The sequence below is a fragment of the Paenibacillus sp. FSL K6-1122 genome (assembly GCF_037977015.1).
Classification (GTDB): Bacteria; Bacillota; Bacilli; order Paenibacillales; family Paenibacillaceae; genus Paenibacillus; species Paenibacillus amylolyticus.
The window spans coordinates 1218246-1241372 of sequence record NZ_CP150272.1; the positions used below are offsets into that span (position 1 = coordinate 1218246).

The window sequence follows — 23127 nt, forward strand, 5'->3', positions numbered from 1 at the left end:
CCTCCAGACTAAGGAGGGATTGGTTTTTATGCCCCGACAGCTGGAATCAACTATTGCAGATTGGCTATTGCCAAAGGTGCGAGGAGGAGACAACCCTGAAATATTTTAACTTTTTGAGTCTGGAAGAAGAAGATACTTTATTTTTCTCTTCACCCGTCTCGTTCAATCACCGGACTTCCAAAGATCTACTGGCATATGCTGTTGGGGCTGCTTTATATATGCCCGCGACGCGCACACATATCGCGGACGACATTATGAATGGTAAACATGAAGGTCTGACGACCATTATTATTGATCTGGAGGACGCTGTGGGTGACGACCAAGTAGAGTTTGCCGAGCAGTGTCTGGTACAGCATCTAACTCAACTGATGACTTATATGGAGACAGGCATGCTGAGTCAGGATCAAATGCCTCTTCTGTTTGCTCGTGTACGTTCACCACAACAGTTGGAACGTCTCATTGATACGTTGGGAGAATTGGTGTCCATGCTGACAGGCGTGGCATTGCCCAAGTTTTGTGTGGGCAATGGAAGAGCCTATTTCGACCAGATCCGCAGTTATAATCAACGGAAACCGGATCATTATCCCGTTCTCTATGGAATGCCTATATTGGAAACGGCTTCAATTATATATCGGGAGACACGTTGGGAGACCTTACTGGGCCTTCGTAACATCCTCGATGAAAATGTTGAATATGTGCTCAATGTACGCATTGGTGCGACCGATTTCTCCAGCTTGTTTGGACTACGCCGAAGCCCGGAACTGACCATATACGATATCGCCACGATCCGTGACTGCATCTCGGATATTATCAATCTGTTTGGACGAATGGACAAGCCGTATGTGATCTCAGGTCCTGTCTGGGAATATTTCAGTCAGCGGGAGCGCGTGTTCAAACCTCAATTACGACAGACTCCATTCGAAGAAACCCTGGGCAAATCTGGGCTGCATCTGAGAATGAAATATATTACGAACACAATGGATGGATTGATGCGTGAAGTCATGATGGACAAGGAAAATGGAATTGTAGGCAAAACGATCATTCATCCTTCTCATATTAAGCCCGTACAAGCGATGTACGTTGTTACACATGAGGAATATTCCGATGCACAAGACATCATCGCCCGTAATGACGGTAGCCTGGGTGTGTTCAAAAGTAATTACTATAACAAAATGAATGAGATTAAACCACACTTGAGCTGGGCGAATCGAATTCTAATCCGATCACAAATATATGGGGTGTTACATGAACAGCAGCATTTTGTCGGGCTCTTGCCCAAGCATGAACAACAACATAACTACGTTCCCAATTCTTGATCAATTCAGTCTGAACGTTCAGGTTACACATAACCCGTTGCAACTTCCACTAGAGTCTCTATTTTCCATGGCTGCACGCATCAATAAGAAACGTTCATTTCTGTTTGTAAGCAAACTGCTGGGCAAGCACATCCCGGTTAACCCGTATACCTCGCTTCTGAGTGGCGCGGCATTGGCTGTTCTGTTATATGAGCACCTGACTGAGGAGACGGAAGAGGCGAAAGTTCAGATCACCGAGTGGAAACGGGAAATGGTCGAGGGGCTGATTGATCCCCAACAAGCCCGGCAAGTGTACAACATGTTGTTGCAAGAAAGCTTGAGTTTGCCGGAAACGATTCGTTTTGTTGGTTTTGCCGAGACCGCTACAGCGTTGGGTCACAGCATGTACGAGATGTTTGCTGATCAAGCTTCTTATATTCACACCACTCGCGAGTATGTTCCAGCGATGCATCCAGATATTCAATTTGAAGAAGAACATTCCCATGCGATGGCTCATCGTTGTTATGCGATGGATCATGAAGCTTTTGCAGGAGAGGGCCCGATTGTTCTGGTGGACGACGAGATTACGACGGGCAAAACGACGTTGAATATCATTCGGGATATTCAGGCCAGATACCCCCGGAAGCAATATGTGATTGCTTCGCTGTTGGACTGGCGTACGGAAGCGGACGAGAATCGATTTGCCGAGCTGGAAGCTGAACTTGGAATTACTATTACACCGTTAAGCCTGTTGAAGGGTCGCATTGAAGTAGTGGGTACTCCACAGATGGAAGCAACACAGCAAGATGAGCAGCTATTTCATCCTGCCGTAACGCTTCAGACTTCTACCGTTGCCGATGACTTCGAACAGCTACATGCCACTTCGGAGGATGGTGAAGGCAAACGCAGCACAGCGAGCTACGTCCAACATACGGGCAGGTTTGGTATGCAATCCCGTCATAATGGCGAATTGCGCCAGGAGATTAGCCGGATTGCAGAACGGCTTCGGACGCAGCGTACGGGAGAGCGGACTTTAGTGTTGGGAGCAGGGGAGTTCATGTACATTCCGATGCGTATTGCTGCCGAGATGGGAGAAGGCGTGTTGTATCAATCCACTACCCGCAGTCCAATCCATACCCATCCGGCTCCAGGATATGCTGTTCGTAGTGGTGCCGGATATGCCTCACCGGAAGACGCATCCGTTCGTAACTTTATCTATAACATCGCCCCGGGACAGTATGACGAGATTTTTGTTCTGCTGGAGAGACAGATGTCCGAAGAACGAATGGAACCGATGTTGAAGGTACTGGGGCAGTTGGGGTGCAGACACATTCATATCGTATATTGCGGCTTGCCAGAGAAGACAGGGGACAACGAGCAATGAACTTAACTACACTGGAGCTAATCAGACAACGTGAGATTCCGTCTCCCGAACCGATGGGCAGTTATGCTGCATCGGACGTTGTTTTCCTACTGAAGGATATCAGCCATGTTGATCTGGAAAAGGGAACGGGTGAACGGGAGCAGGCGATCCAATCCGGGGTTCATTATTCGGAGATGCTGCCCGTGGAATACCAGCCCACAGCAGAATACATCGAGCTGTTCCATCAGACACTGGAACAATCCGCTGCAAGAATCGCGCGTCATACCGCCATTGTGGCTGAGAAGATTGTAGAGCGCAGGGGACTGAATCTGGTGCTGGTATCTCTGGCTCGAGCCGGAACACCTGTGGGCATCCTGATCAAACGTTATATTGAATTGAAATACAAAGTGACGATTCCGCATTATAGCATTTCTATTATCCGTGGCAAGGGTATGGACGAGAACGCAATTTTATATATTTTACAGCAGCATGGTCTGGAAACAGCTATTCAGTTTGTAGACGGTTGGACAGGAAAAGGGGCTATTCGCAAAGTGCTGAAAGAATCCTGTGACCAAATGGAACGGACTTATGGCATAAGTCTCGATGATGATCTTGCCGTGTTGGCTGATCCGGGGCAATGTTCAGGAACTTTTGGGACAAGGGAAGATTATCTTATTCCTAGTGCTTGTCTGAATTCCACCGTCTCGGGACTCGTGAGCCGTACAGTACTTCGGGATGATCTGATTGGGCCGGCAGATTTTCACGGGGCCAAATGGTATCGTGAATGGTCCTCTGCGGATGTGTCGACCGAATACGTGGATACTATTGCTCAGCATTTTCCGCAGATGATGGACCTGACGGAGATTCAAACGGAGGACAATGCTACTGGTACTTCGGAAATCACCTGGAAAGGCTGGCAGGATATCGAGTCCATCCAGCAATCCTTTGGCATTGCGAACATCAATCTAATCAAACCTGGAATCGGAGAAACAACCCGGGTGTTACTGCGCCGTGTCCCTTGGAAGATTCTTGTGGACCGTCTGGATAATCCGGATTTGCAACATATCATGATGCTCGCCAGAGACAGAAATGTGCCGGTTGAGGTATATCCGGGACTAACCTATTCCTGTTGCGGCATTATTCAATCCCTGGGAGGTGGAGGAGAATGATGATCTACGCAAGTGATCTGGACCAGACGCTGGTGTACTCCCGTCGTGCGCTCCGTATTCCCGAAGATACACCGGGACTTGTTCCCGCAGAGTGGATTAACGGCAAGTTGTCCGCTTTTATGTCAGCATATGCATTGGAGCGGTTGCAGTCTTTGCCACAAGACATTGTATTTATGCCTGTGACGACACGTACCGTGGAGCAGTACCGGCGCATTCATATTTTTCAGAGCGAATGTATTCCGAAATATGCGGTGACGAGTAATGGTGGCAACATCATTGTTGACGGTCAGGTAGACGATGAATGGAATCTGCATATTCGTTCTTTGCTTCGTCAGCAGGCAGCTACTCCCGAAGAGATCCTGGATTTATTTGACGATGTGCTGAGCCCGGAGTGGGTAATTAATCAGCGATTGTGTGATGAGCTGTTCTTTGCATTGCTAATCGAACGTGACAAGCTTCCAATGGAGCATATTGCGGAAAAGATTCGGGTGTTAGAGACGCTGGGATGGGAGAGTTCGATTCAGGGACGGAAGCTCTATCTGGTGCCTTCGGCCGTGAACAAACGAGCTGCAGTGGAGCATATTAGGCAACGCATTGGCGATGTGCCTGTGATTGCTTCGGGTGATTCCTTGCTGGATCGTTGTTTGCTGGACTTTGCGCACTACGCCATTGCTCCGTCTCACGGAGAGTTACATGTGGAGAGACAGCGTGTACCTGAGCAGATACCGTATCAATTTACAGAACAATTCGGTGCTTTTGCAGCAGATGAGATTCTCGATTACGTTCACCGTCTTCATAACGATCAACAGACCCAGATAGACCATGCCGAGATAAGGGAGACCGTATAAATGAAAAAAATGAAGATTTACTTCAACCGTTGGTTCTCTGTAACGTATCATTATATGAATGCGATTCGGGACAATGAGGACGGTATGGAATTTGAGATCTACGGTACTCATCCTGATCCTGGACATATGGCATTACAGGGCTGTGATGTTGCAGAAGTTGAACCGCGTCTAACGGGCCGGGAGTATGTTGATTTTTGCCTCGACTTTTGCCGTCGTCATCAGATTGATGTGTTTATTCCACGCTGGAACATGCTGGACATCAGCAGACATATCTCCCTGTTCGAAGAGATCGGTACACGGGTTATCGTATGCTCGGACACGGAATTGCTGGAACAATTGATGGAGAAAGACCGGTTCTATGAATCGGTGCGTGAGAAGGGCATTATGGAGATTCCGGATTATTTCACGGTCAGTAATGCTGCACAATTCCAGCAAGCCTATGAGGCGCTACGTGCACGTGGACACGATGTATGCTTCAAACCATGTAATGGTGAGGGTGGTATGGGATTCCGAGTGATTAATAATGAACGTGATCCGTTGCAGGAGTTGTTCGGATACGCGCTTAACTCCATTTCGTATGAAGATGCCCTGCGTGCGTTCTCTTCTGCTCCGTCCTTTCAAAATGTCATGGTGATGGAGGTACTGGAAGGATATGAATACAGCATTGATTGTCTTTCGGATCGCAATGGGAAACTTATAACGGCTATCCCGCGTAGAAAAGAAAGAGGACGTTTGCGCTTGCTTGAAGAAAACGAGGAATTGCTGGCGATTGCCCGCAATGTGGCAGAAGTATATCGGATTCCTTATAATTTTAATATACAGATGAAATATCGCAAGGATACACCGAAGCTGCTGGAGATCAATCCGCGTATGTCGGGTGGGTTGCACATGTCTTGTCTGTCGGGCGTGAACTTCCCGTATCTGGCGGTCAAGTCTGCACTTGGCCATGATATTGGACCACTTCATCCGAAGTTTGGCATACTGGGAAGTCATATCGAACAGCCATTTATAATCGACGTTCAGAAGGTAAGCGGAGTACACCACGTCTAGCTGAGAATTTCCCTCAACATTGACACCTTCTGGATGGTTTTTTTACAATACGGATAAGTGTTGTTAAGGCAGGAGGACAAGTAATGTTACGGAAAACGAAGATAGGTATAGGCGCATTGGTCGGTTATGGTCTCGCGGCGATCACGAGTCCCTTTCTACCGGATGTCATCACGTGGGCAATTCCGGCACTGGCAACTGTGGTCGGAGGATTGATTCCTTCACGTTCCACGCCACGTACACAGGTCCAGGGTTCGTCATCAGCCCCTGTACCCATTACAGATATCGGAAATGAACCATCCCGCTTGAATGGTGGACAAGCACCGAGCACAGTGCCAACAGGGGCGCGAGAAGCTTCTCTGGCAGAGCCCCAACCGAGCTCCACTCCCGCACAGCATGCGGGCACAGAACAAGCGAAGCCTTCCCGGACCGAACCAGATCCTGTATTCGATCCGGTGATTGAATACCTGGAAGTACTGGAGGACATGATCATCTCCGAAGGTCAGAAGAACGAGCTGGATAATGAGATCGTGGAGAAATCACTCGCGTTGTTTGCCCGTTTGCAGCGTGTGATTCCTTCCCTTCAGGAACTAAATAACGGAGATATCAACCATACGGTGCGCAGACTTATTTTGAAAGACCTGAACGGTTTTATTAATCCATTTTTACGTTTAAGTGGAGAAGCCAAACGCAACAATCGGCGTATGCTGCTGAATGGTCTTCGAGACGTGGATTCCAAGATATCGGATATTGTATCAACGATTGAACATAAAGACTTAATGGAGCTCCAGAACAAAGCGGAACTAATACATCAACGGTATAACAGCTCTGAATTATAGGAGGGATTGGCATGGCAACGGAATGGGCTCAGTTGAAGCAGGAAGATGAGCAACGGATTAACCAGGAAGCAACACAGCTTATTCAGAAAGTGTCCCAAAGTGATCCGGCTCATCTGGATACCTTAATGGATGATATCGGCAAGTTGGGCGTGAAAACACAAGAGAGAGCAGGGCAGACTCTCAAGTTGCTTGATCGTCCAGTCAATGAATTGATGTCCGGGAACCGGGCAGAGGTATCAAACATGATCCTGAAGCTCCGTGATGAATGTGAGAGTTTGCAGCAGAGTAAAAATGTGAGTTTTGTCGGGAAGTTGTTACGTAAAAGCCCGCTGAAAAACTATGTATACCGTTATCAATCTGTTCGCACGAACATTGATGCGATCATTAACGGGTTGCGGGACGGCAAGGACAACCTGGAAGAAAGCATCGTAAATATGCGCCAATTGAAACGTTCCTCCATTCAGGAGATCTACAATCTGCAGACCAAAATCTCTTTTGGTAATCAATTGAAAGCATTGTTCGAAACCGAGATTGCCAAGCCTGAGAACGAGAATCGTAAAGCACATCTGGAGCGTGGGTTGCGCAAAGTGGTAACACGTACCCAATCCATGACAGAGATGATCATGCTGTACAATCAGGCAATCGCAGCTACCGACATCATTAATGATAACAATGACAAGCTGATTGATTCAGTGAACAACGCCATTGATAAAACAGCGAATCTGATCACCGTTTCGGCCATGATTGCCATGGCTCTTAATGATCAGGAGAAGGTCATTTCTGCTGTGGAAGCTACGAATAAGACGATTGAAGATCAATTCAAGGAGAACGCCAGATTGTTGAAGACAACAACAGAGAAAACAAATGAACTGTTGTCTAAACCTGCGATGTCCCTTGAAGCGGTCAATCAAGCGATGGGTGATCTGATGTCTGCACTGGATCTGTCCGAGCAGTCCAATCGCCGGATCATCGAGAGCTGTAATGACTATACCAACAAGATGACAACCCTTAACGCCAAAATGAGTGATCGACTGGGTCTGGAAGGACCGAAGGCTGCTGCCATTCCGGAGAAAAACAAACCGGATTCCAGTGCATTAGGATCTTTCCTGGATTAGGGTAGGACTCGCTGCATATCGTATCGAGATTGGTACATGGTTTTATTTTCTACGAGGGACGCCGAGTGCGTCTCTTTGTTTCATTTATTTGATAGAATGAAGGTAAAATCTGGGGTTGTGCGAAGGAGCTTGCTGAACATGCTGGACTTTTCATTCGAGATTATTGATGAGACCAAGATTAATATTCAATACAAATATGGCAGTGAGTTCTTTAACTTTAACCTGTATTATGCAAACGGGGAGTGGACGCTGCATCCTTTTGACGGCATACTGATCCAAAACCGTGAAATGTGCAGTCTGATTGTATCGGAGCTGCTCCGTAACAAAGATTTTCATGTCATGTTGGCTAAAGAGAAAATCATCTTATCCCAATTACGCACCAGTGTTAACCTCCAGTCCAATGAGCCGGATGAATGGGTTGCAGATCGAAGAAACGCGGATTATTCCAGTCCTGATGATGAGTTGATGGATTACATAGGGAACCACAGTTTCGAAGACATATTACAGCTTGAGCAAGAACAGATTGAGGCCAGAGTGCAATTCTTCCAACAGAGCATTCAGAGAATGTTTATGGAGGGGCTTGGACCGGAAGATGCTGATTTCATCAAAGTTCAGGCCGTGATTCGGATATATAAGGAGACATACGATCGTCTTGGTGAGTTGAATGATCATAATAGGGGTGATCGTGGACGCAGAAGATGGTAGGATGTAAAGGTGAAAAAAAGGTTCATCAGCCATAGGCAGATGAACCTTTTTGTTCTTCTGATATTCAAGGGAGATGAATGGTTTGGATATGATCGGTATGCATAATTAAAGAAGTCCCATCCGCTTCTACCAACGCAAGCAAGTGGCTGTCTGCACTCTTCAATAACCCTGCTCGGTAAGGCTTGCAACCGAGGTTGAGTACAACAAGTTCACCTATCATTTTATGAAGTTGCTGATCGAGTGTACGGGAGAGTGACATGGACGAAGGTTGCATAGGGAAATGTTGCTTACTAAGGGAATAGGGTGTGCTGTTAGTAGGGGAAGGAATAATATACTTCAGATGATTAATGGAAACATAGATAGAATGATATAACGGAGAGTAGAACATAAAGTAGTCATTCATAATATTTGTAATATAACCATGCAATGTTTTCCCTCCGATGGAGATTTCACTGAAACGTCCACGGGCGTTCATCAGCATTTTGCGGTAAGAGATGTTGGTGTGATCCATCTCGGGGTCGGGTGTTGGCAAAACTATACTTGAATCATCTGCCGTATTGACATGCATGGATTGAACATGATGAAGTGGAATATAAACAAATCGCTGATTTCCGTAGACTACAATCAAATCCTGGCCTACATCAATGATCTCACCCTGGATCGGTAGTTTACAGCCAGACAGCTCCAATTCGACGGATTTACCCAGCCAGTGTGTTACAAGTTCCACAGTATTCCTCCTCTCAATAGAGAATAGATGTCCAAATATATAGTGAAATTAGGCTAACAATTAGACTTATTGGTATCACAATAAAGGTAACTTTCATATACTGTTTCCAGGAGATTCGAATATGATGAGTCTTTAATATATACATCCAAATTAACGTTGCCAAGGTGCCAATAGGCGTCAGCAAGGCTCCGATATCACTTCCCAGAATGTTGGCAAGATACGCAAGATGCAGTTGAGATTCACTTAGTGGAAGATCTGTAACAGCAAAGGTCCCAATCATGACGGAGGGCAAATTGTTGAATAGATTGGAAAGCAGAGTGAGCATTAACCCCGACACAGCAATGATGCTGGCATTTCCTCCTTCTATTATAGGTTTCATCCACTGAATGATTGACGCGGTCAAGCCTGCGCGGTGAAGACTATCCACAATGACATAAATGCTGAAGGCAAAGAGTAGAATGTGCCAGGGCGTTTGTGTTATCACATCTTTGAGTCCAGTCCGGGTGCGATACCAACGCACAGCGAGCATGAGAATAACACCAGTGATTGCAACTACCTCCATACGTATACCGACTTGCTCAGCTAGAAAATATCCTGCACGGATAAATACAACGATACCAATACAGACACGGAACAGCCACCAGTCTACTTTATTCTCAGATTCAGTTGTCTGCAGCGGATGATATCCTGAACCTGATGAAGACTGCAGGGATACAGGGAAATGATGAATAACTTTGGGAATACTTCTGCGAAAATAATAGAACAGCAGTACAGTCATCACCATGATCGCAAGCATGGATGGCACAAACATCATCTGAGTATAAGTATTCAGATTTAAGCCAACCATTTGTAAAGCAATCAGATTAGCCAGATTACTAAGTCCAATTGGCGCACTGGAAGCCGTGGCGATTAGAGCACCGGAGATCAGGTAGGGTAACTGTTGATGCATTTTCAGACGAAGGATAGAACAGATTCGAATAATGATCGGAGTTGTGATCAGAATACTGCCATCATTGTTGAAGAAGATGGTCATGAGAAAACAAAGTAATAGAATTAGCCAGAACAATCGAAAGCCGGAACCTCTTGCTTTCTCAATCATATTCAAAGCGATCCAGCGAAAAAAACCGATGCTATCTAGAATAATCGACATGACAATGGTAGAGAGGATTGTTACGGCTGCACCAGATACGATCCCGAAGATTCCAACAATGTGAGCATAGCTGCTCACTCCAGTTAAAATAAGAAGAAGGGCGCCAAGCGAGGTGGGTATAGATTCATTCAATCCGCCAGGACGCCACATCAGGAAAATGACAGTGATGATAAAGACCCCGAAGGTTAACCACAACTGGTAGTCAGGCATTTACTGTGATTCACCTCCCAAGGGGAGAAGTCCTGACGAAGCCTGAAGCAGATGTTCATGGGATGGAGTGGGCCTTCCGGGTGTAACGATCCAGTAAAAAGGCACACCAATCAAGACTAATGCGACGAAGATCAACATGATAATTCCCCCCTTTAAGCTGGTAGATAACTTAAGTTGTCAGTTTATTTTATTTACTTCTTTTTACCGCCGGATTTGTTGCCACGGGATTGATTGCCTTGGCAACCTTGGCAACCTTGATTGCCTCGCGACTTGTTGCCACCTGATTTATTGCCTTGGGATTGATTGCCTTGAACTCGTTGCCCCTGAGAACGATTGCCTTGACTGCTCCGCGACTTGTTGCCGCCGGACTTATTCCCCTGAGCTTGGTTGCCTTGAGCTGCTTGGTTCCCTTGAGAACGATTGCCACGCGACTTGTTGCCTTGAGCCGCCTGATTACCTTGGGCTGCTTGGTTTCCTTGACTTTTATTATTACTGCTGTTGTTGTTGTTGTTGTTGTTGTTGTTGTTCCCACCACCACGTACGAGGGATACGGATTTCACATGTTGCATCGGAATACGAACAATCTCCTGATTTTTCAAAGTCATGATCAATTGGTTCTGGTTGGCATCGGCCAGGATGCCTTCCACTTTTTCAGGTCCTCCCCGGTTAATCTGAACATGGCGGAAGCGGAGTGCTTGCATAACGCCCAAAAACGTGTTGGAAGGAATAGGGTTCCCCATGGTTGCATTTCGGTTACCACCGGAACGGCCTGTATCTGTTATGCTTTTGACATGTGATTCATTAACGTAGACAATCCCTTCTTTGCAGTTCATTGCCATGTAGTCCATGCGTACGTCCGTAAGTGTACCTTGTATTGAATCAGGTCCTCCCCGGTTAATCTTAATCTCTCTTCCCAACAAACCTCTTATTCCTTGACCATTCATAGACATTGTGTTTGACCCCTTCCATGATATAAGTTCAGATGGACAGAAATGGTGGATGTAAATGTGATCCCTTCCATTCGTCATTCGTGTCTGTCTGTAGTTTAAGCATATGTGACATGCTTCTTGGAGGGACTAGCCAGTTAACTATATTTATACCATTTCAGCTATAATCTATGAAAATGATGTAAATTTATAGATTAATAACTCGGTTATTCCGCATTATGACAAGTGAATTGGGATGTGATAAGTATCAGGACTGTGCATTCGCCCGTACGACTTTCTGTGCATCTGCATAGGATGATGTAAGAGCCTACGGGCGAATCTTACAGGTACTCGAAAGGCGGATGGAAATGGCTCTACCTGTCTACCATATCAGCTTGTCTCCAACCGAATATCAACAGTTAACGTCCAATATATGGTCAGAGACGTTTGTGAACAGCACGATGCAGATGGGCGGTAAGCCGTTTCCGATCCGGCTTCGATACCGTGGAGGACATACACGCGGTTATCCCAAAAAATCATTTGAGATTCGTACATCCAGCCGAACGTATCATTTTAATGCGGAGTATGATGATCCTTCGTTGTTGCGTAATGCACTTTCTTTTCGTTTTTTTGAGTCGATTCGTGTACCCGCACCGTCTACACAACACTGCGTACTCTATCTGAACGGGCAGCTTCTGGGTGTATACCTGAGGATCGAAGGAGTGAAATCCTTCTTTTTTCGCCAACGGAAAATCCCTGTGCGCAGTATCTTCTATGCGGTGAATGATCATGCTGGTTTTATGATAAATTCGAATTCCTCTTCAACAAGTACCGATCTATTGTCAGGGTACAGCTTAATTCGTGGTAAAGATGTGGATCGCACAAGGCTACGTAACTTTATTCAGCAGTTGAACATAAAGTCCAGGCTGGAATTGTTTCGTTTTTTACAGTCGAGGGTGGATACAGACAATTATTTACGCTGGTTAAGTGGAGCTGTGCTTACAGGGAACTTCGACGGATTTCATCAGAATTACACATGGTATGAGAAAATCAAAAGCGGAAAATATGGCATCCTGCCTTGGGATTATGAGGGTACTTGGGGGAGGAATTGTTATGGAACACGAGTTGACCCCAATCTTGTTCGTATTCAGGGGTATAACAGACTTACCGGACGATTGCTGGCATTCCGCAGTTTCCGTCAACAATATAAAAAGCTGATGCGGCAGCATCTGATGAATGCTTTTACAGAGAAGCGAATTATGCCTCTAGTCCATCGATTGCACAATGAGATTCGGGAAGATGTCAACAAAGATCCTTACATGAAATGGCCCATGGATGTATTTGCAGGTGAACCGGAAAGAATTCGCGAATATGTGCTGAAACGTCGGGAGTATCTAAGTGAAAAACTACGTCAGCTGTAAGCACTAACTAGCGTGGGGAAGGGAGACCTTCCTTTTTTTACTGCCAAAATGAAGAGAAGTTTATTGTATTGGGAAAAGTAGGGTAATAAGAATAGAAGCGGCATTGTAAAATACGCTATAATAACCATATGTGTACATAGAAATGATTACATATTGGACGCTGTGGAGAAAACAACATGTCTAATGGAGGCTCTGAGCTGGAACATGTTATCGGTTTAGGGTGCTCCGAGCCGGAGGAATGCTTATGATCAAGCTGTTGTACTACTTGAAGAAGTACCGAGTTGCCGCGATTGCAGCCCTGGTCATGATGTTAATTGAGCTTGCGGTGGAGCTGGCTCAGCCTTATCTGATCTCCAAGATCATCGATAACGGGATTCAGCAGGGAGACTTATCTGTCGTCTGGTTGTGGGGCGGTGTGCTAGTTGCTAGTGCTGTTGTGGCTTTTGCTGCCGGAATTGCGAGTTCGTTCTTTGCATCCCATGCAAGTCTGGGGTTTGGATACGATCTGCGGGAGAAGCTGTATGAGAAAGTGCAAACGTTCTCTTATGCCGTCTTTAACCGGTTCGCGACATCGTCCCTGATTACCCGATTAACGGGGGATGTGACCCAGGTTCAGGACACCGTCTTCATGAGTCTGCGCTTCATGACACGTGTGCCCCTGGTGGTGATTGGTAGCATGATTATGGCAGTAATCGTGAACCCGAGGTTGGGTCTGCTACTGGTTGTCATGGTGCCTGTACTGCTCATTGTTGTGGTGTGGATGATCAAAAAGGCAGCGCTGCTGTTCCGCAATGTGCAGCGCAGACTGGATGCCGTCAATGGAGTCATCCAGGAGAATCTGACAGGCATTCGGCTGATCCGTGTCTTCGTACGGATGGGCCATGAGATCGAACGCTTTGCCGGATTCAGCGGCAAGCTGATGAAAGGCACAATCTCCGCGCTGCGCTTGACGGAGACCACGATGCCGTTCATGTTGCTGATGATGAACGTTTGTATCATCGCCGTGTTATGGTTTGGACGAGTCGACATTGCCTCCGGTAATGCAACCGTGGGTGAAGTGGTCGCCGTCATTAACTACCTGCTTCGCACAATTGGTGCCATGTCTGCGTTGTCATGGATTCTGGTAACCTTCTCCAGAGCAAGCGCTTCGGCGCAAAGGCTGAATGAAGTGTTTAATACAGAGGACACGTCGGAGACTGAACAGACGATATCAACGTCTGCACCATCTGCTGGATCTATGAAATCTTCGCATTTTCCGCAATCTGTATACCCAGCGAAGAAACAGCGCGCTGTGCAGGGAGCGGTTGAATTCCGCAGTGTAGGCTTCAGTTATCCGAATAGTGAAATTACAGTTTTGGATAACATCACATTCACTGCAAAAGCGGGGGAGCGTATTGCCATTATGGGAGCAACTGGCTCAGGCAAATCCTCGCTGGTACAGCTCATTCCGCGGTTATACACAGAAGATCAAGGAAAGGTACGGATTGATGGTACCGATGCATCAGAGCTGGATCTGTCCATGCTGCGTGGTGCGATTGGTTATGTGCCGCAGGAGGTTGTCCTGTTTACCGGTTCCATCCGGGAGAATATTGCCTGGGGTCAGGAAGATGCTACCTTGGATGAGATCGTGGAAGCCGCAAAGCGCGCGCAGATCCATGAAACAATTGAGAATTTACCAAACGGTTATGATACATTGCTGGGTCAACGGGGAGTGAATCTCTCCGGTGGACAGAAGCAGCGACTTTCCATTGCACGAGCACTGGTACGTAGACCAAGAATTTTGATTCTGGATGATAGCACAAGTGCGCTGGATGTGGCTACAGAAGGCAGACTGCTCGATGCACTGGAGGAATTGTCGTGTACCACGTTTATCATCACCCAGAAGATCAGTTCAACCACTTCGGCGGACCTTATTCTGCTGCTTGATGATGGACAACTCATTGGGCAAGGAAAACATGAAGACCTGATGGAGTCGTCAGAGCTGTATCGTCGAATCCATGAATCACAATACGGGGAGGGTGCACAGCATGTTCAAAGCATTCATTGAGCCTTTCCGTCAGCCGCCACCGCCGATTGATCCGGAGACGTTACGATCAGGTGGTGGTCGCAAACCCAAGGCACGGGCGAAGAATTGGTCAGGTACGCTAGGTCGTATCTGGGCCTATCTGGCACGTCGCAAGGTTAAGCTGTCCATGGTACTGTTGATGGTGTTTGCCAGTTCCGCACTCGCTTTGCTTGGCCCCTACATGGTGGGGGTGGCCGTGGATGATTTCATCGCGGGCGAAGCCGGCGCAAGCTGGACTCGGTTTCTGATTGGATTAACCGCAGTGTATGTTTTGTTCTCTCTTACATCCTGGTTACAAAATATATGGATGATCGAAATTGCACAGGAAACTGTGTTCCGCATGCGGTATGATCTGTTCTCCCATCTGCACAAGCTGCCGATTCCATTCTTCGGTAAACGCCAGCAGGGGGAGATTATGAGTCGGGTGACCAATGATATCGAGAATGTGAGCGGTACGTTGAACAGCTCGGCGATCCAGATTTTTTCGAGTGTTTTAACCCTGCTCGGAACGTTTGGGGTTATGCTCTGGCTCAGCCCGCTGCTGACCCTGCTTACCTTTATCGTTGTTCCTTTGATGGCCATCGGCATGCGTTGGATAACGCGCAGAACGGGACCGCTCTTCAAGGAGCGGCAACGCAATCTCGGTGAACTTAACGGTTACATCGAAGAGACGTTATCCGGGCAGCGGATCATTAAGGCATTCTCGCAAGAGGAACGGGTGATTCGCGGTTTTGAGGAACGGAATACCCGCATCCGGATTTCCGGTTTCTGGGCACAGACGATCTCTGGTTTTATCCCGAAACTGATGAATGGATTGAACAACCTGAGCTTTGCGATTGTGGCGGGCATCGGTGGTATTCTGGCGATTCAGGGTTCGGTTACAGTTGGGGTGATTATTATCTTTGTAGAATATGCCCGTCAATTCACCCGTCCGCTCAATGATCTGGCGAACCAGTGGAATACGTTATTGTCCGCGATTGCGGGGGCTGAGCGCGTATTCGAGGTGCTGGACGAAGATGAGGAAGCGAAGGATGAAGGGGCAGCGATATCTCTGGACAAGGTAGAGGGAGCCGTTGGCTTTGACAAAGTATCCTTTGGATACGATGAAGGACGTAACATTTTGCATGAGATCAGCTTTGAAGCCAAACCGGGGGAGATGATTGCCCTTGTGGGTCCGACCGGAGCGGGGAAAACAACATTAATTCAGCTGTTATCCCGTTTCTATGATCCAACAGGTGGCACATTAACGGTAGATGGTCGCGATATGACCACCATTCGGCGTGAGAATCTGCGGTCACATATGGCATTTGTACTACAAGATTCATTTCTGTTTCAGGGCACGATTCGAGAAAATATTCGGTTTGGCCGTCTGGACGCAACGGATGAAGAGGTGGAAGCAGCCTCCCGGCTGGCGAATGCCCACTCCTTCATTGTGCGAATGAAGGATGGATACGACAAAGTGCTCCAGGCCGATGGGAGCGGCATTAGTCAGGGGCAGAAGCAACTACTCGCCATTGCCCGGGCAATCTTGGCAGATCCATCGATACTCGTACTGGACGAAGCGACGAGCAGTATTGATACTGTTACGGAGATTAAAATCCAGGAAGGGTTGCAACGTCTGATGCAGGGACGAACCAGCTTTGTCATTGCCCATAGGTTGAACACGATCCGTCAGGCCGACCGGATTCTGGTGCTGAAGGATGGGCAGCTACTGGAGCAAGGCTCGCATGATGCATTGCTGGAACAAGGCGGTTTCTACAGCGAGCTGTATTACAGTCAGCTGCGTAAAAAGGCGCAATAGTCATTTTGGATAATATGGGACATGTATTAGAGAACTTGTAGGTATGTAAAAAGAGCAGGGATGAGGGCACGATGCTCCTCAATTCTGCTCTTTTTGCATATTCCCTTGAAGGAAAATGGAAAACGGAACTGTGATTGTATGTTAAAATAAGGATATATTGGAATAGGTCCGTTTTTGGACGGTTGCCAGCGGTTTTGAAGCATGAGAATGAATTTTTACACGTATGCCTGTAGTCAGTCATGTGATGCATTAAAAGAGAGGAGGGCAATGCGGAATGGAATTCAAATTTGGGAATGCTGCTATTCTTCTACCCCCTGTTCACATTATTATTATCGCAATCATTATTATTTTCATTCTAGTAAGGTGGAGCAAGCAGTTAGAAACAAGACGTTTTACGGTTTTCTTTTACTTTTTGATTAGTACGTTCATTACGCCAATTTATTCTCAAAGTACAACAAATGGTGTCTTTGAGCTATGGATCCCCGCAGGGTTTATTTTGGTTTTCTTTTATTTGATTCGTAGCGAAAGATATCATCCATCTAAAATGAAAGCGAGTATCTTAGGATTTTCAATAGCATTATATCAGTTAATCCTTCAATATGTCGGATGAAGGGACAGGACAGGATAATTCAACAAGAACAAGTAAGCAATAGGTTGAAAACAAAAGAGCAGATCCTGATCACAGGACCTGCTCTTTCTCATTTAACTTCCAATAACTTTCCAGTTATTAGCCTGCTCCACCGTTAATGGCTGGTGTCTGCGGATGTAATCTTCCACCAGTGCGGCCATATCCGTGGCACCTTCGTGCAGTACCTTTTTGCCCGGATACATCGCATAATCTCCGCCGCCAGCAGCACGGTAGCTGTTCATCACCACAGAGTACATGCCATCCATGTCCATGGGTTTGCCTTCACGTTCCAACTTCACAACTCGACTGCCTACAGGTTGGGAAATATCCAACTCGTACTCCATGCCAGCCCACATATCGTAATTATAATGTTGGGGTTTGGGCTCCATATAAGCCGGATTGACTGCCACCTCACCAGAAGCATTCACTTCAAAGTAACGTGCCGTTTGTTCCAGTGCCTCCCGGATATCCTGACCACTCAACTCCAGCACCGTCAGAGTATTAGGATAGATGAAGTTGGATAACACGTCCCGAACGGTGATGTGACTCCCGAAACCGCGAGCTTCTTCACTCAGCATGGCGGTATTGGAGAGCTGCGCTCCAGTCGCTTCCATCTGCACTTGATGTACAAAAGCAATGAATGGATGTGCCTTGAGTCGCAGAGCCGTAGCATTGGTGATGGTTAAATCCCCAGCCACCTCGCCAATGGGTTGATCAAGCCATGCTTGTGCCTCAGTTTCCAGCTCTTCCGTCAGTTTCATGACGGTTGCATCAGGTTCAACCTCATGATGTTCATCCAGAAGTAACAACCGAGCCTGCTTATCTGTAATCTGCCACTTCCCGCCCGATGATTGCTCCAACTGAACGGATACATGCCCTGCACCATTTCCACTGAATCCCGGCTGAATGACGGTTACACCATGAATAGTAGCTGTAAGCTGACGATGCTGATGTCCGGTAAGCAACACATCGATGCCTTCAATGTCCCGACAGATGGCATAGCCTTGATTTTCTCCAGTTAACCGCTCGGTAGGCTCTCCTGTTTCCAGATCACTCTCAAACCCGCCGTGATAACTGACAACCATTACATCTGGTTGTTCATGTTCATGGATATAGCTAACCCATGTACGAATCGTCTCCAAGGCATCATGGAACTGTAACCCCTCAATATTTTTCGGATGCTCCCAGTTTGGAATGTAATGCGTAGTTGCGCCCAACAGGGCTACTTTGACACCCGCAGACAAGGTTTTGATTAGATACGGAGGACCGAAGGCAGGAATGTCTGGTTGCTCATCTTTTACAATATTGGCAGACAGCCAGGGGAAATTAGAAGCTTCAACTGCTCCGCGCAACAGACTCTGACCATAGTTAAACTCGTGATTGCCCATCACCGCAGCATCATAACCGAGTTCATTCAGTACCGTTATGAATGGATGCACCTCGTTTTTGGAAACCTGTGAAGCTGCATAGGAGGCCAAGGGTGATCCTTGCAACAGATCCCCGTTATCCACCAGCATCAATTCAGGTGCACGTTCACGTTCCTTGCGAATCAGGGAGGCCAGCAGGGCAAGCCCAGCCGGGCGGTAGGCATTGGTATTGTAATGAATGGGACGGATCGCCCCGTGCAGATCACTGGTATACAGAATATCGAAGCTTGCCGTATGGTTTGTGGATGTCATTTTACAATCTCCTCTAATATATAAGTTCAGATATATGGAATTACTATAAAACGGAGAAGAATGAATAGCCTGAAGAACCGAAGTATACGCCGTTATCTCCGATGTTCTTCTTATATCTTCAACCATAATGAGCCTATTCTAACAGATACAAGTCGCGCTGACAGCCTGACAGGAAACTTTACAAAACTCCAAATTTCGTTTCACATCGCGCTAATATTTGGCAACTATAGTAGATAAGTACTGAAAAATAGAAACTCTTTGGAGGGTGTTCGTTTGAAGAAGTCTGCTTTATTTGTACCATTGTTGATTTTGGTTCTGTTTCTGAGTGCTTGTGGGTCTAGCAGTAGTACAACAGGTTCGGCTAACGGGGATAATTCGAGTTCTAATGCATCCGGTACGTCTACGGCAGAGACAGAGAAAGCTGTCGAAGGTTATGTGCCAACTGAATTGACGGTTCAATTTGTTCCTTCCCAGAATGCAGATACGCTTGAAGCCAAAGCGAAACCGCTGGAGAAGTTGCTTGGTGACAAACTGGGCATTCCGGTAAAAGTCAGCGTATCCACCGACTACAACACAATTATTGAAGCAATGGCTTCCAACAAAGTAGACGTAGGTTTCTTGCCTCCGACAGCTTATGTACTGGCTAAAGAAAAAGGCGCTGCGCAGGTTATTTTGCAAGCACAACGTTTCGGTGTAAATGATGAGACAGGTGCTCCAACCGAAGAGTTGGCGGATTCCTATAAATCCATGTTCATTGTAAAAAAAGACTCTCCGATTCAATCCATCGATGATCTTAAAGGTAAAAAAGTGGCTTACCAAAACGTAACGTCTTCCGCAGGTTATGTATGGCCAGCAGGTCTGTTGCTGGACAGAGGCATTGATCCATTAAAAGATGTAACACCTGTAACGTTGAAAGGTCATGACCAAGGTGTTATCGCTGTATTAAACGGTGACGTTGATGCAGCAGCTATTTTCCAAGATGCCCGCAACACGGTAGCTAAAGACTATCCGACTGTATTTGAAGATACACGTGTACTGGCGTTCACTGAGCCTATTCCTAACGATACCATTGCCGTTCGTACAGACATGAATGCAGATTGGACTGCGAAGATCAAACAAGCCTTCATCGATATCGGTAAAGATACTGAAGGTCACCAGATCATCAAAGAAATCTATACGCATGAAGGTTATGTAGAGTCCGATGATAGCAAGTTTGAGATCGTTCGTCAGTATGGCGAAAAAGTGAAAGGTGAATAATTTTGATCCAAAAGTAGTTCGGGATCTGTTCACATTGTAGTAGCTTTCTTGGATGGGAACAGCTTAATCGTAGCAATGGACAGGCCAGTTCAGCGTGATCTACGCTGCGCTGGCTTGTGCCATTATAGCAAGGACTCATGTATGGTTGATCATTATGAATGAAAGAAGGATATTGTCATGATTGAGCTTCATAACGTTACCAAAACTTACGCTAACGGTACCAAGGGCCTGGATAATATTAATCTGAAATTTAAGCAGGGTGAATTCATTGCTGTTGTGGGTCTGTCCGGTGCGGGTAAATCAACGCTCTTACGCTCCATTAACCGACTACACGACATTAGTGAGGGCGAGATTCTGATTAACGGAAGTTCCATCACGAAGGCACAAGGCAAACGGCTGCGCATGATCAGACGTGACATCGGCATGATTTTTCAGAGCTTCAATCTGGTGAAACGCTCTAGTGTACTACGTAACGTACTCGCTGGACGGGTTGGGTACCATTCCACCATGCGCACCATTATGGGTCGTTTTCCAAAAGAGGATATTGAACTGGCGTTCACTGCGCTGGATCGCGTGAATATTTCGGAGAAAGCTTATTCCCGTGCAGATCAGTTGTCTGGTGGACAACAACAGCGTGTGGCTATTGCCCGTGTACTGGCACAGGAAGCAAAAATCATTCTGGCCGACGAACCGGTTGCTTCACTTGACCCGCTTACAACAAAACAGGTCATGGATGACCTGAAACGCATCAATCAAGACCTTGGGATTACGACCATCGTCAACCTTCACTTTATTGATCTGGCGAGAGAGTATGCGACCCGTATTGTCGGATTGCGAGCAGGCGAGGTGGTCTTCGACGGCCAGGTAGAAGAGGCAACGGATGAGCGCTTTGCAGAAATTTACGGCAGACCAATTCTGGCTGACGAATTGTTGGACAAGCAGGCTGTGCATGAGCAGGGAGAAGTTGTGGTATGAAGGGGCAGTCCAACGTTCCACTTCAGAATTCAGGCGGAGTGGGGAAGGAACCTGGTTCCAGCCCGGCTCAGGTTGTGAATCGCCCAAAACCGCCTGGGCGTACGAAACATTTGCTCACCTTAGTGATCATTCTGCTCCTTCTGTGGGCCAGTGCCAAGCAGACGGATGCCAGCTTCACGGAGTTGTTTGAAGGTTTTCCCAACATGCTGGATCTGCTGAAGGAGATGTTCCCGCCCCGGTGGAGTTACTTTGATAATATCGTGCAAGGCATGCTTGAAACGATTCGAATGGCCCTGATTGGGACAACCATTGGTGCGATTATTGCGATTCCAGTCTCGATTATCTGTGCCGGTAACCTGATGCCAAGTCGCTGGATCTACTATCCGGCGCGCTTTCTGTTGAACCTGATTCGGACCGTGCCGGATCTGTTGCTTGCTGCTTTGTTCGTTGCTGTGTTTGGTTTGGGGCCAATCCCCGGAATCTTGGCACTGGCTGTGTTCTCGATAGGTCTGATCGCGAAACTGACGTATGAGACGCTGGAAACCATTGATCAGGGGCCGCTGGAAGCGATGACGGCTGTTGGTATGAACCGGATTCAGCTCATTGTATATGGCGTGGTGCCGCAACTGGCTGCCCAGTTCACATCCTATGTGCTGTATGCCTTCGAAATTAATATACGTGCGGCTGCCATTCTGGGACTGGTGGGAGCCGGAGGAATTGGACTCTACTATGAGGCCACACTTGGGTTCCTGGAGTATGACAAGACCAGCGTAATCATTCTGTTTACCCTCGTCATCGTTCTGGTCATTGATTATGTAAGTACTAAGCTGCGGGAGAAATTGCTATGATGAAAAATGAAACAAGCCGCATCCGGCCTAAACCACGGAAGAACCCGCTACGCTGGGTCATTGTGTTACTGTTAATCCTTGTGTATGTCTGGGCGCTTGCCGGTGTACCGTTTACTGGTTTCAAGGAAACTGCCGCTCAGATTATGAAAGCCATTGTAGCCGGAATTTTCTCACCGGACTGGGAGTTTGTATATTTGCCTGAGGGAGAAGACCTGCTGCGTGGACTGCTAGACACGTTGGCAATCTCCGTACTAGGTACTGTAATCTCGGCCGTGCTCTGTATTCCATTTGCCTTCTGGTCTGCCCGTAACATGAGTGGGCATCGTTCCATCTCGGGTGCAGGCAAAATGGTACTCAGCTTTATTCGCACGTTCCCTGAGATTATCATGGCCTTGTTGTTCATTAAGGCAGTAGGTCCCGGATCGTTTGCAGGGGTTCTCGCCCTTGGGTTGCACTCCATCGGCATGTTAGGCAAATTGTACGCGGATGAAGTTGAAAATATCGACTATGGCCCATCTGAGGCGCTGCTTGCCTCCGGAGCCAATCGTATGCAGCAGTTGTGGTTTGCCATCCTGCCACAGGTTATGCCTGGATTCCTGAACTATACATTGTATCGGTTCGAGATCAATGTACGTTCCGCGACCATACTGGGGGTAATCGGAGCAGGGGGGATTGGTACACCACTGATCTTTGCATTGAGCACCCGGAACTGGCCGCGAGTAGGTATAATCCTGCTGGGTATTATCGTGATGATCACGATTATCGACTTGATCTCGGGGTATATTCGTAAGAAGCTGGTGTAAGGGTTAATGTGGCGCTACGAATATACTAGATGATAAATTAAGATAAGTTGATAGCGTAAGAAGAGAGGGCTATTCGGTGCCGGAATATTGGCAGGGATAGTCTTTTTTTGTGTCTGTAAATAAACATCGGTGCGTTCTTGTTGCTCAGCTAACCGTCGAGGAATAAGAGGATTCCAAGAATATGCATCACAATGATTGAGTTATTTTCCAAATCCATGTAATATTAATAGGTTTCTATATAAAGGGAATTAAGGAT

At 46.9% G+C, this 23127-nt stretch carries 21 protein-coding genes; 16 read left to right on the plus strand and 5 right to left on the minus strand.

Going from position 1 to position 23127, the window contains the following annotated elements; genetic code table 11:
- Positions 1–95: 95 nt before the first annotated feature.
- The 8 genes from NSQ20_RS05405 to NSQ20_RS05440 all read left to right on the plus strand — a co-directional run bounded on the left by NSQ20_RS05405 (position 96) and on the right by NSQ20_RS05440 (position 8381).
- Positions 96–1316: an HpcH/HpaI aldolase/citrate lyase family protein gene (locus NSQ20_RS05405; protein WP_081745837.1), complete on the plus strand. Its 1221-nt coding sequence runs from the start codon at positions 96–98 to the stop codon at positions 1314–1316.
- Positions 1246–2679 carry a phosphoribosyltransferase family protein gene (locus NSQ20_RS05410; protein ID WP_340032032.1) on the plus strand — a complete coding sequence of 478 codons (1434 nt, stop codon included), beginning with the start codon at positions 1246–1248 and terminating at the stop codon, positions 2677–2679. Before NSQ20_RS05405 ends, NSQ20_RS05410 begins: the two co-directional genes overlap by 71 nt.
- Complete coding sequence (locus NSQ20_RS05415) at positions 2676–3827, plus strand: cysteine protease StiP family protein (protein WP_340032033.1); 1152 nt, start codon at positions 2676–2678, stop codon at positions 3825–3827. Before NSQ20_RS05410 ends, NSQ20_RS05415 begins: the two co-directional genes overlap by 4 nt.
- Positions 3827–4675, plus strand: coding sequence for a hydrolase (locus NSQ20_RS05420; protein WP_340032994.1), 849 nt, complete (start codon positions 3827–3829; stop codon positions 4673–4675). Before NSQ20_RS05415 ends, NSQ20_RS05420 begins: the two co-directional genes overlap by 1 nt.
- Positions 4676–5725, plus strand: coding sequence for an ATP-grasp domain-containing protein (locus NSQ20_RS05425; protein ID WP_036606276.1), 1050 nt, complete (start codon positions 4676–4678; stop codon positions 5723–5725). It begins immediately after the preceding gene.
- Positions 5726–5808: 83 nt separating this feature from the next.
- Positions 5809–6561: a hypothetical protein gene (locus NSQ20_RS05430; RefSeq protein ID WP_100526565.1), complete on the plus strand. Its 753-nt coding sequence runs from the start codon at positions 5809–5811 to the stop codon at positions 6559–6561.
- An 11-nt stretch (positions 6562–6572) separates the two neighbouring features.
- Complete coding sequence (locus NSQ20_RS05435; protein WP_036606281.1) at positions 6573–7676, plus strand: toxic anion resistance protein; 1104 nt, start codon at positions 6573–6575, stop codon at positions 7674–7676.
- A 138-nt stretch (positions 7677–7814) separates the two neighbouring features.
- Positions 7815–8381: a hypothetical protein gene (locus NSQ20_RS05440; protein WP_340032034.1), complete on the plus strand. Its 567-nt coding sequence runs from the start codon at positions 7815–7817 to the stop codon at positions 8379–8381.
- Between the two features lie 64 nt (positions 8382–8445).
- On the opposite strand, the gene NSQ20_RS05445 is transcribed toward NSQ20_RS05440, so the two are convergent.
- From NSQ20_RS05445 to NSQ20_RS05460, 4 genes are read right to left on the minus strand one after another with little or no spacing between them, the layout of a single operon-like run.
- Positions 8446–9108 carry a DUF2642 domain-containing protein gene (locus tag NSQ20_RS05445; protein ID WP_340032036.1) on the minus strand — a complete coding sequence of 221 codons (663 nt, stop codon included), beginning with the start codon at positions 9106–9108 and terminating at the stop codon, positions 8446–8448.
- A 13-nt stretch (positions 9109–9121) separates the two neighbouring features.
- Positions 9122–10468, minus strand: coding sequence for an arsenic transporter (locus NSQ20_RS05450; RefSeq protein ID WP_315371678.1), 1347 nt, complete (start codon positions 10466–10468; stop codon positions 9122–9124).
- Positions 10469–10606 (minus strand): hypothetical protein, encoded by a 138-nt coding sequence (locus NSQ20_RS05455; RefSeq protein WP_155985018.1) that lies wholly within the window; start codon positions 10604–10606, stop codon positions 10469–10471. It abuts the gene before it with no gap.
- A 53-nt stretch (positions 10607–10659) separates the two neighbouring features.
- The gene (locus tag NSQ20_RS05460; protein WP_340032037.1) at positions 10660–11418 is read right to left on the minus strand and encodes a hypothetical protein; all 759 of its coding nucleotides are present in this window, start codon (positions 11416–11418) and stop codon (positions 10660–10662) included.
- Positions 11419–11762: 344 nt separating this feature from the next.
- Between NSQ20_RS05460 and NSQ20_RS05465 the strand changes: the two genes are divergently transcribed.
- From NSQ20_RS05465 to NSQ20_RS05480, 4 genes are all read left to right on the plus strand, one after another.
- Positions 11763–12815, plus strand: coding sequence for a CotH kinase family protein (locus tag NSQ20_RS05465; RefSeq protein ID WP_340032038.1), 1053 nt, complete (start codon positions 11763–11765; stop codon positions 12813–12815).
- A gap of 244 nt (positions 12816–13059) precedes the next feature.
- The gene (locus tag NSQ20_RS05470; RefSeq protein WP_340032039.1) at positions 13060–14862 is read left to right on the plus strand and encodes an ABC transporter ATP-binding protein; all 1803 of its coding nucleotides are present in this window, start codon (positions 13060–13062) and stop codon (positions 14860–14862) included.
- Complete coding sequence (locus NSQ20_RS05475; RefSeq protein ID WP_340032040.1) at positions 14843–16681, plus strand: ABC transporter ATP-binding protein; 1839 nt, start codon at positions 14843–14845, stop codon at positions 16679–16681. Before NSQ20_RS05470 ends, NSQ20_RS05475 begins: the two co-directional genes overlap by 20 nt.
- A 274-nt stretch (positions 16682–16955) precedes the next feature.
- On the plus strand, positions 16956–17291 hold the full coding sequence (locus tag NSQ20_RS05480) for a hypothetical protein (RefSeq protein ID WP_076253380.1): 336 nt from the start codon (positions 16956–16958) through the stop codon (positions 17289–17291).
- A gap of 92 nt (positions 17292–17383) precedes the next feature.
- On the opposite strand, the gene NSQ20_RS05485 is transcribed toward NSQ20_RS05480, so the two are convergent.
- A complete protein-coding gene (locus NSQ20_RS05485) occupies positions 17384–18988 on the minus strand; it encodes a bifunctional UDP-sugar hydrolase/5'-nucleotidase (RefSeq protein WP_340032041.1) in 1605 nt (534 codons plus the stop codon).
- A gap of 273 nt (positions 18989–19261) precedes the next feature.
- Between NSQ20_RS05485 and NSQ20_RS05490 the strand changes: the two genes are divergently transcribed.
- From NSQ20_RS05490 to phnE (NSQ20_RS05505), 4 genes are all read left to right on the plus strand, one after another.
- Positions 19262–20245, plus strand: coding sequence for a phosphate/phosphite/phosphonate ABC transporter substrate-binding protein (locus NSQ20_RS05490; RefSeq protein WP_340032042.1), 984 nt, complete (start codon positions 19262–19264; stop codon positions 20243–20245).
- Positions 20246–20422: 177 nt separating this feature from the next.
- On the plus strand, positions 20423–21220 hold the full coding sequence (gene phnC / locus NSQ20_RS05495; RefSeq protein ID WP_340032044.1) for a phosphonate ABC transporter ATP-binding protein: 798 nt from the start codon (positions 20423–20425) through the stop codon (positions 21218–21220).
- Positions 21217–22068, plus strand: coding sequence for a phosphonate ABC transporter, permease protein PhnE (gene phnE / locus NSQ20_RS05500; protein WP_036672541.1), 852 nt, complete (start codon positions 21217–21219; stop codon positions 22066–22068). The genes phnC and phnE (NSQ20_RS05500) overlap by 4 nt, the downstream gene beginning before the upstream one ends.
- Complete coding sequence (gene phnE / locus NSQ20_RS05505; protein ID WP_100526573.1) at positions 22065–22871, plus strand: phosphonate ABC transporter, permease protein PhnE; 807 nt, start codon at positions 22065–22067, stop codon at positions 22869–22871. Before phnE (NSQ20_RS05500) ends, phnE (NSQ20_RS05505) begins: the two co-directional genes overlap by 4 nt.
- Positions 22872–23127: the final 256 nt, after the last annotated feature.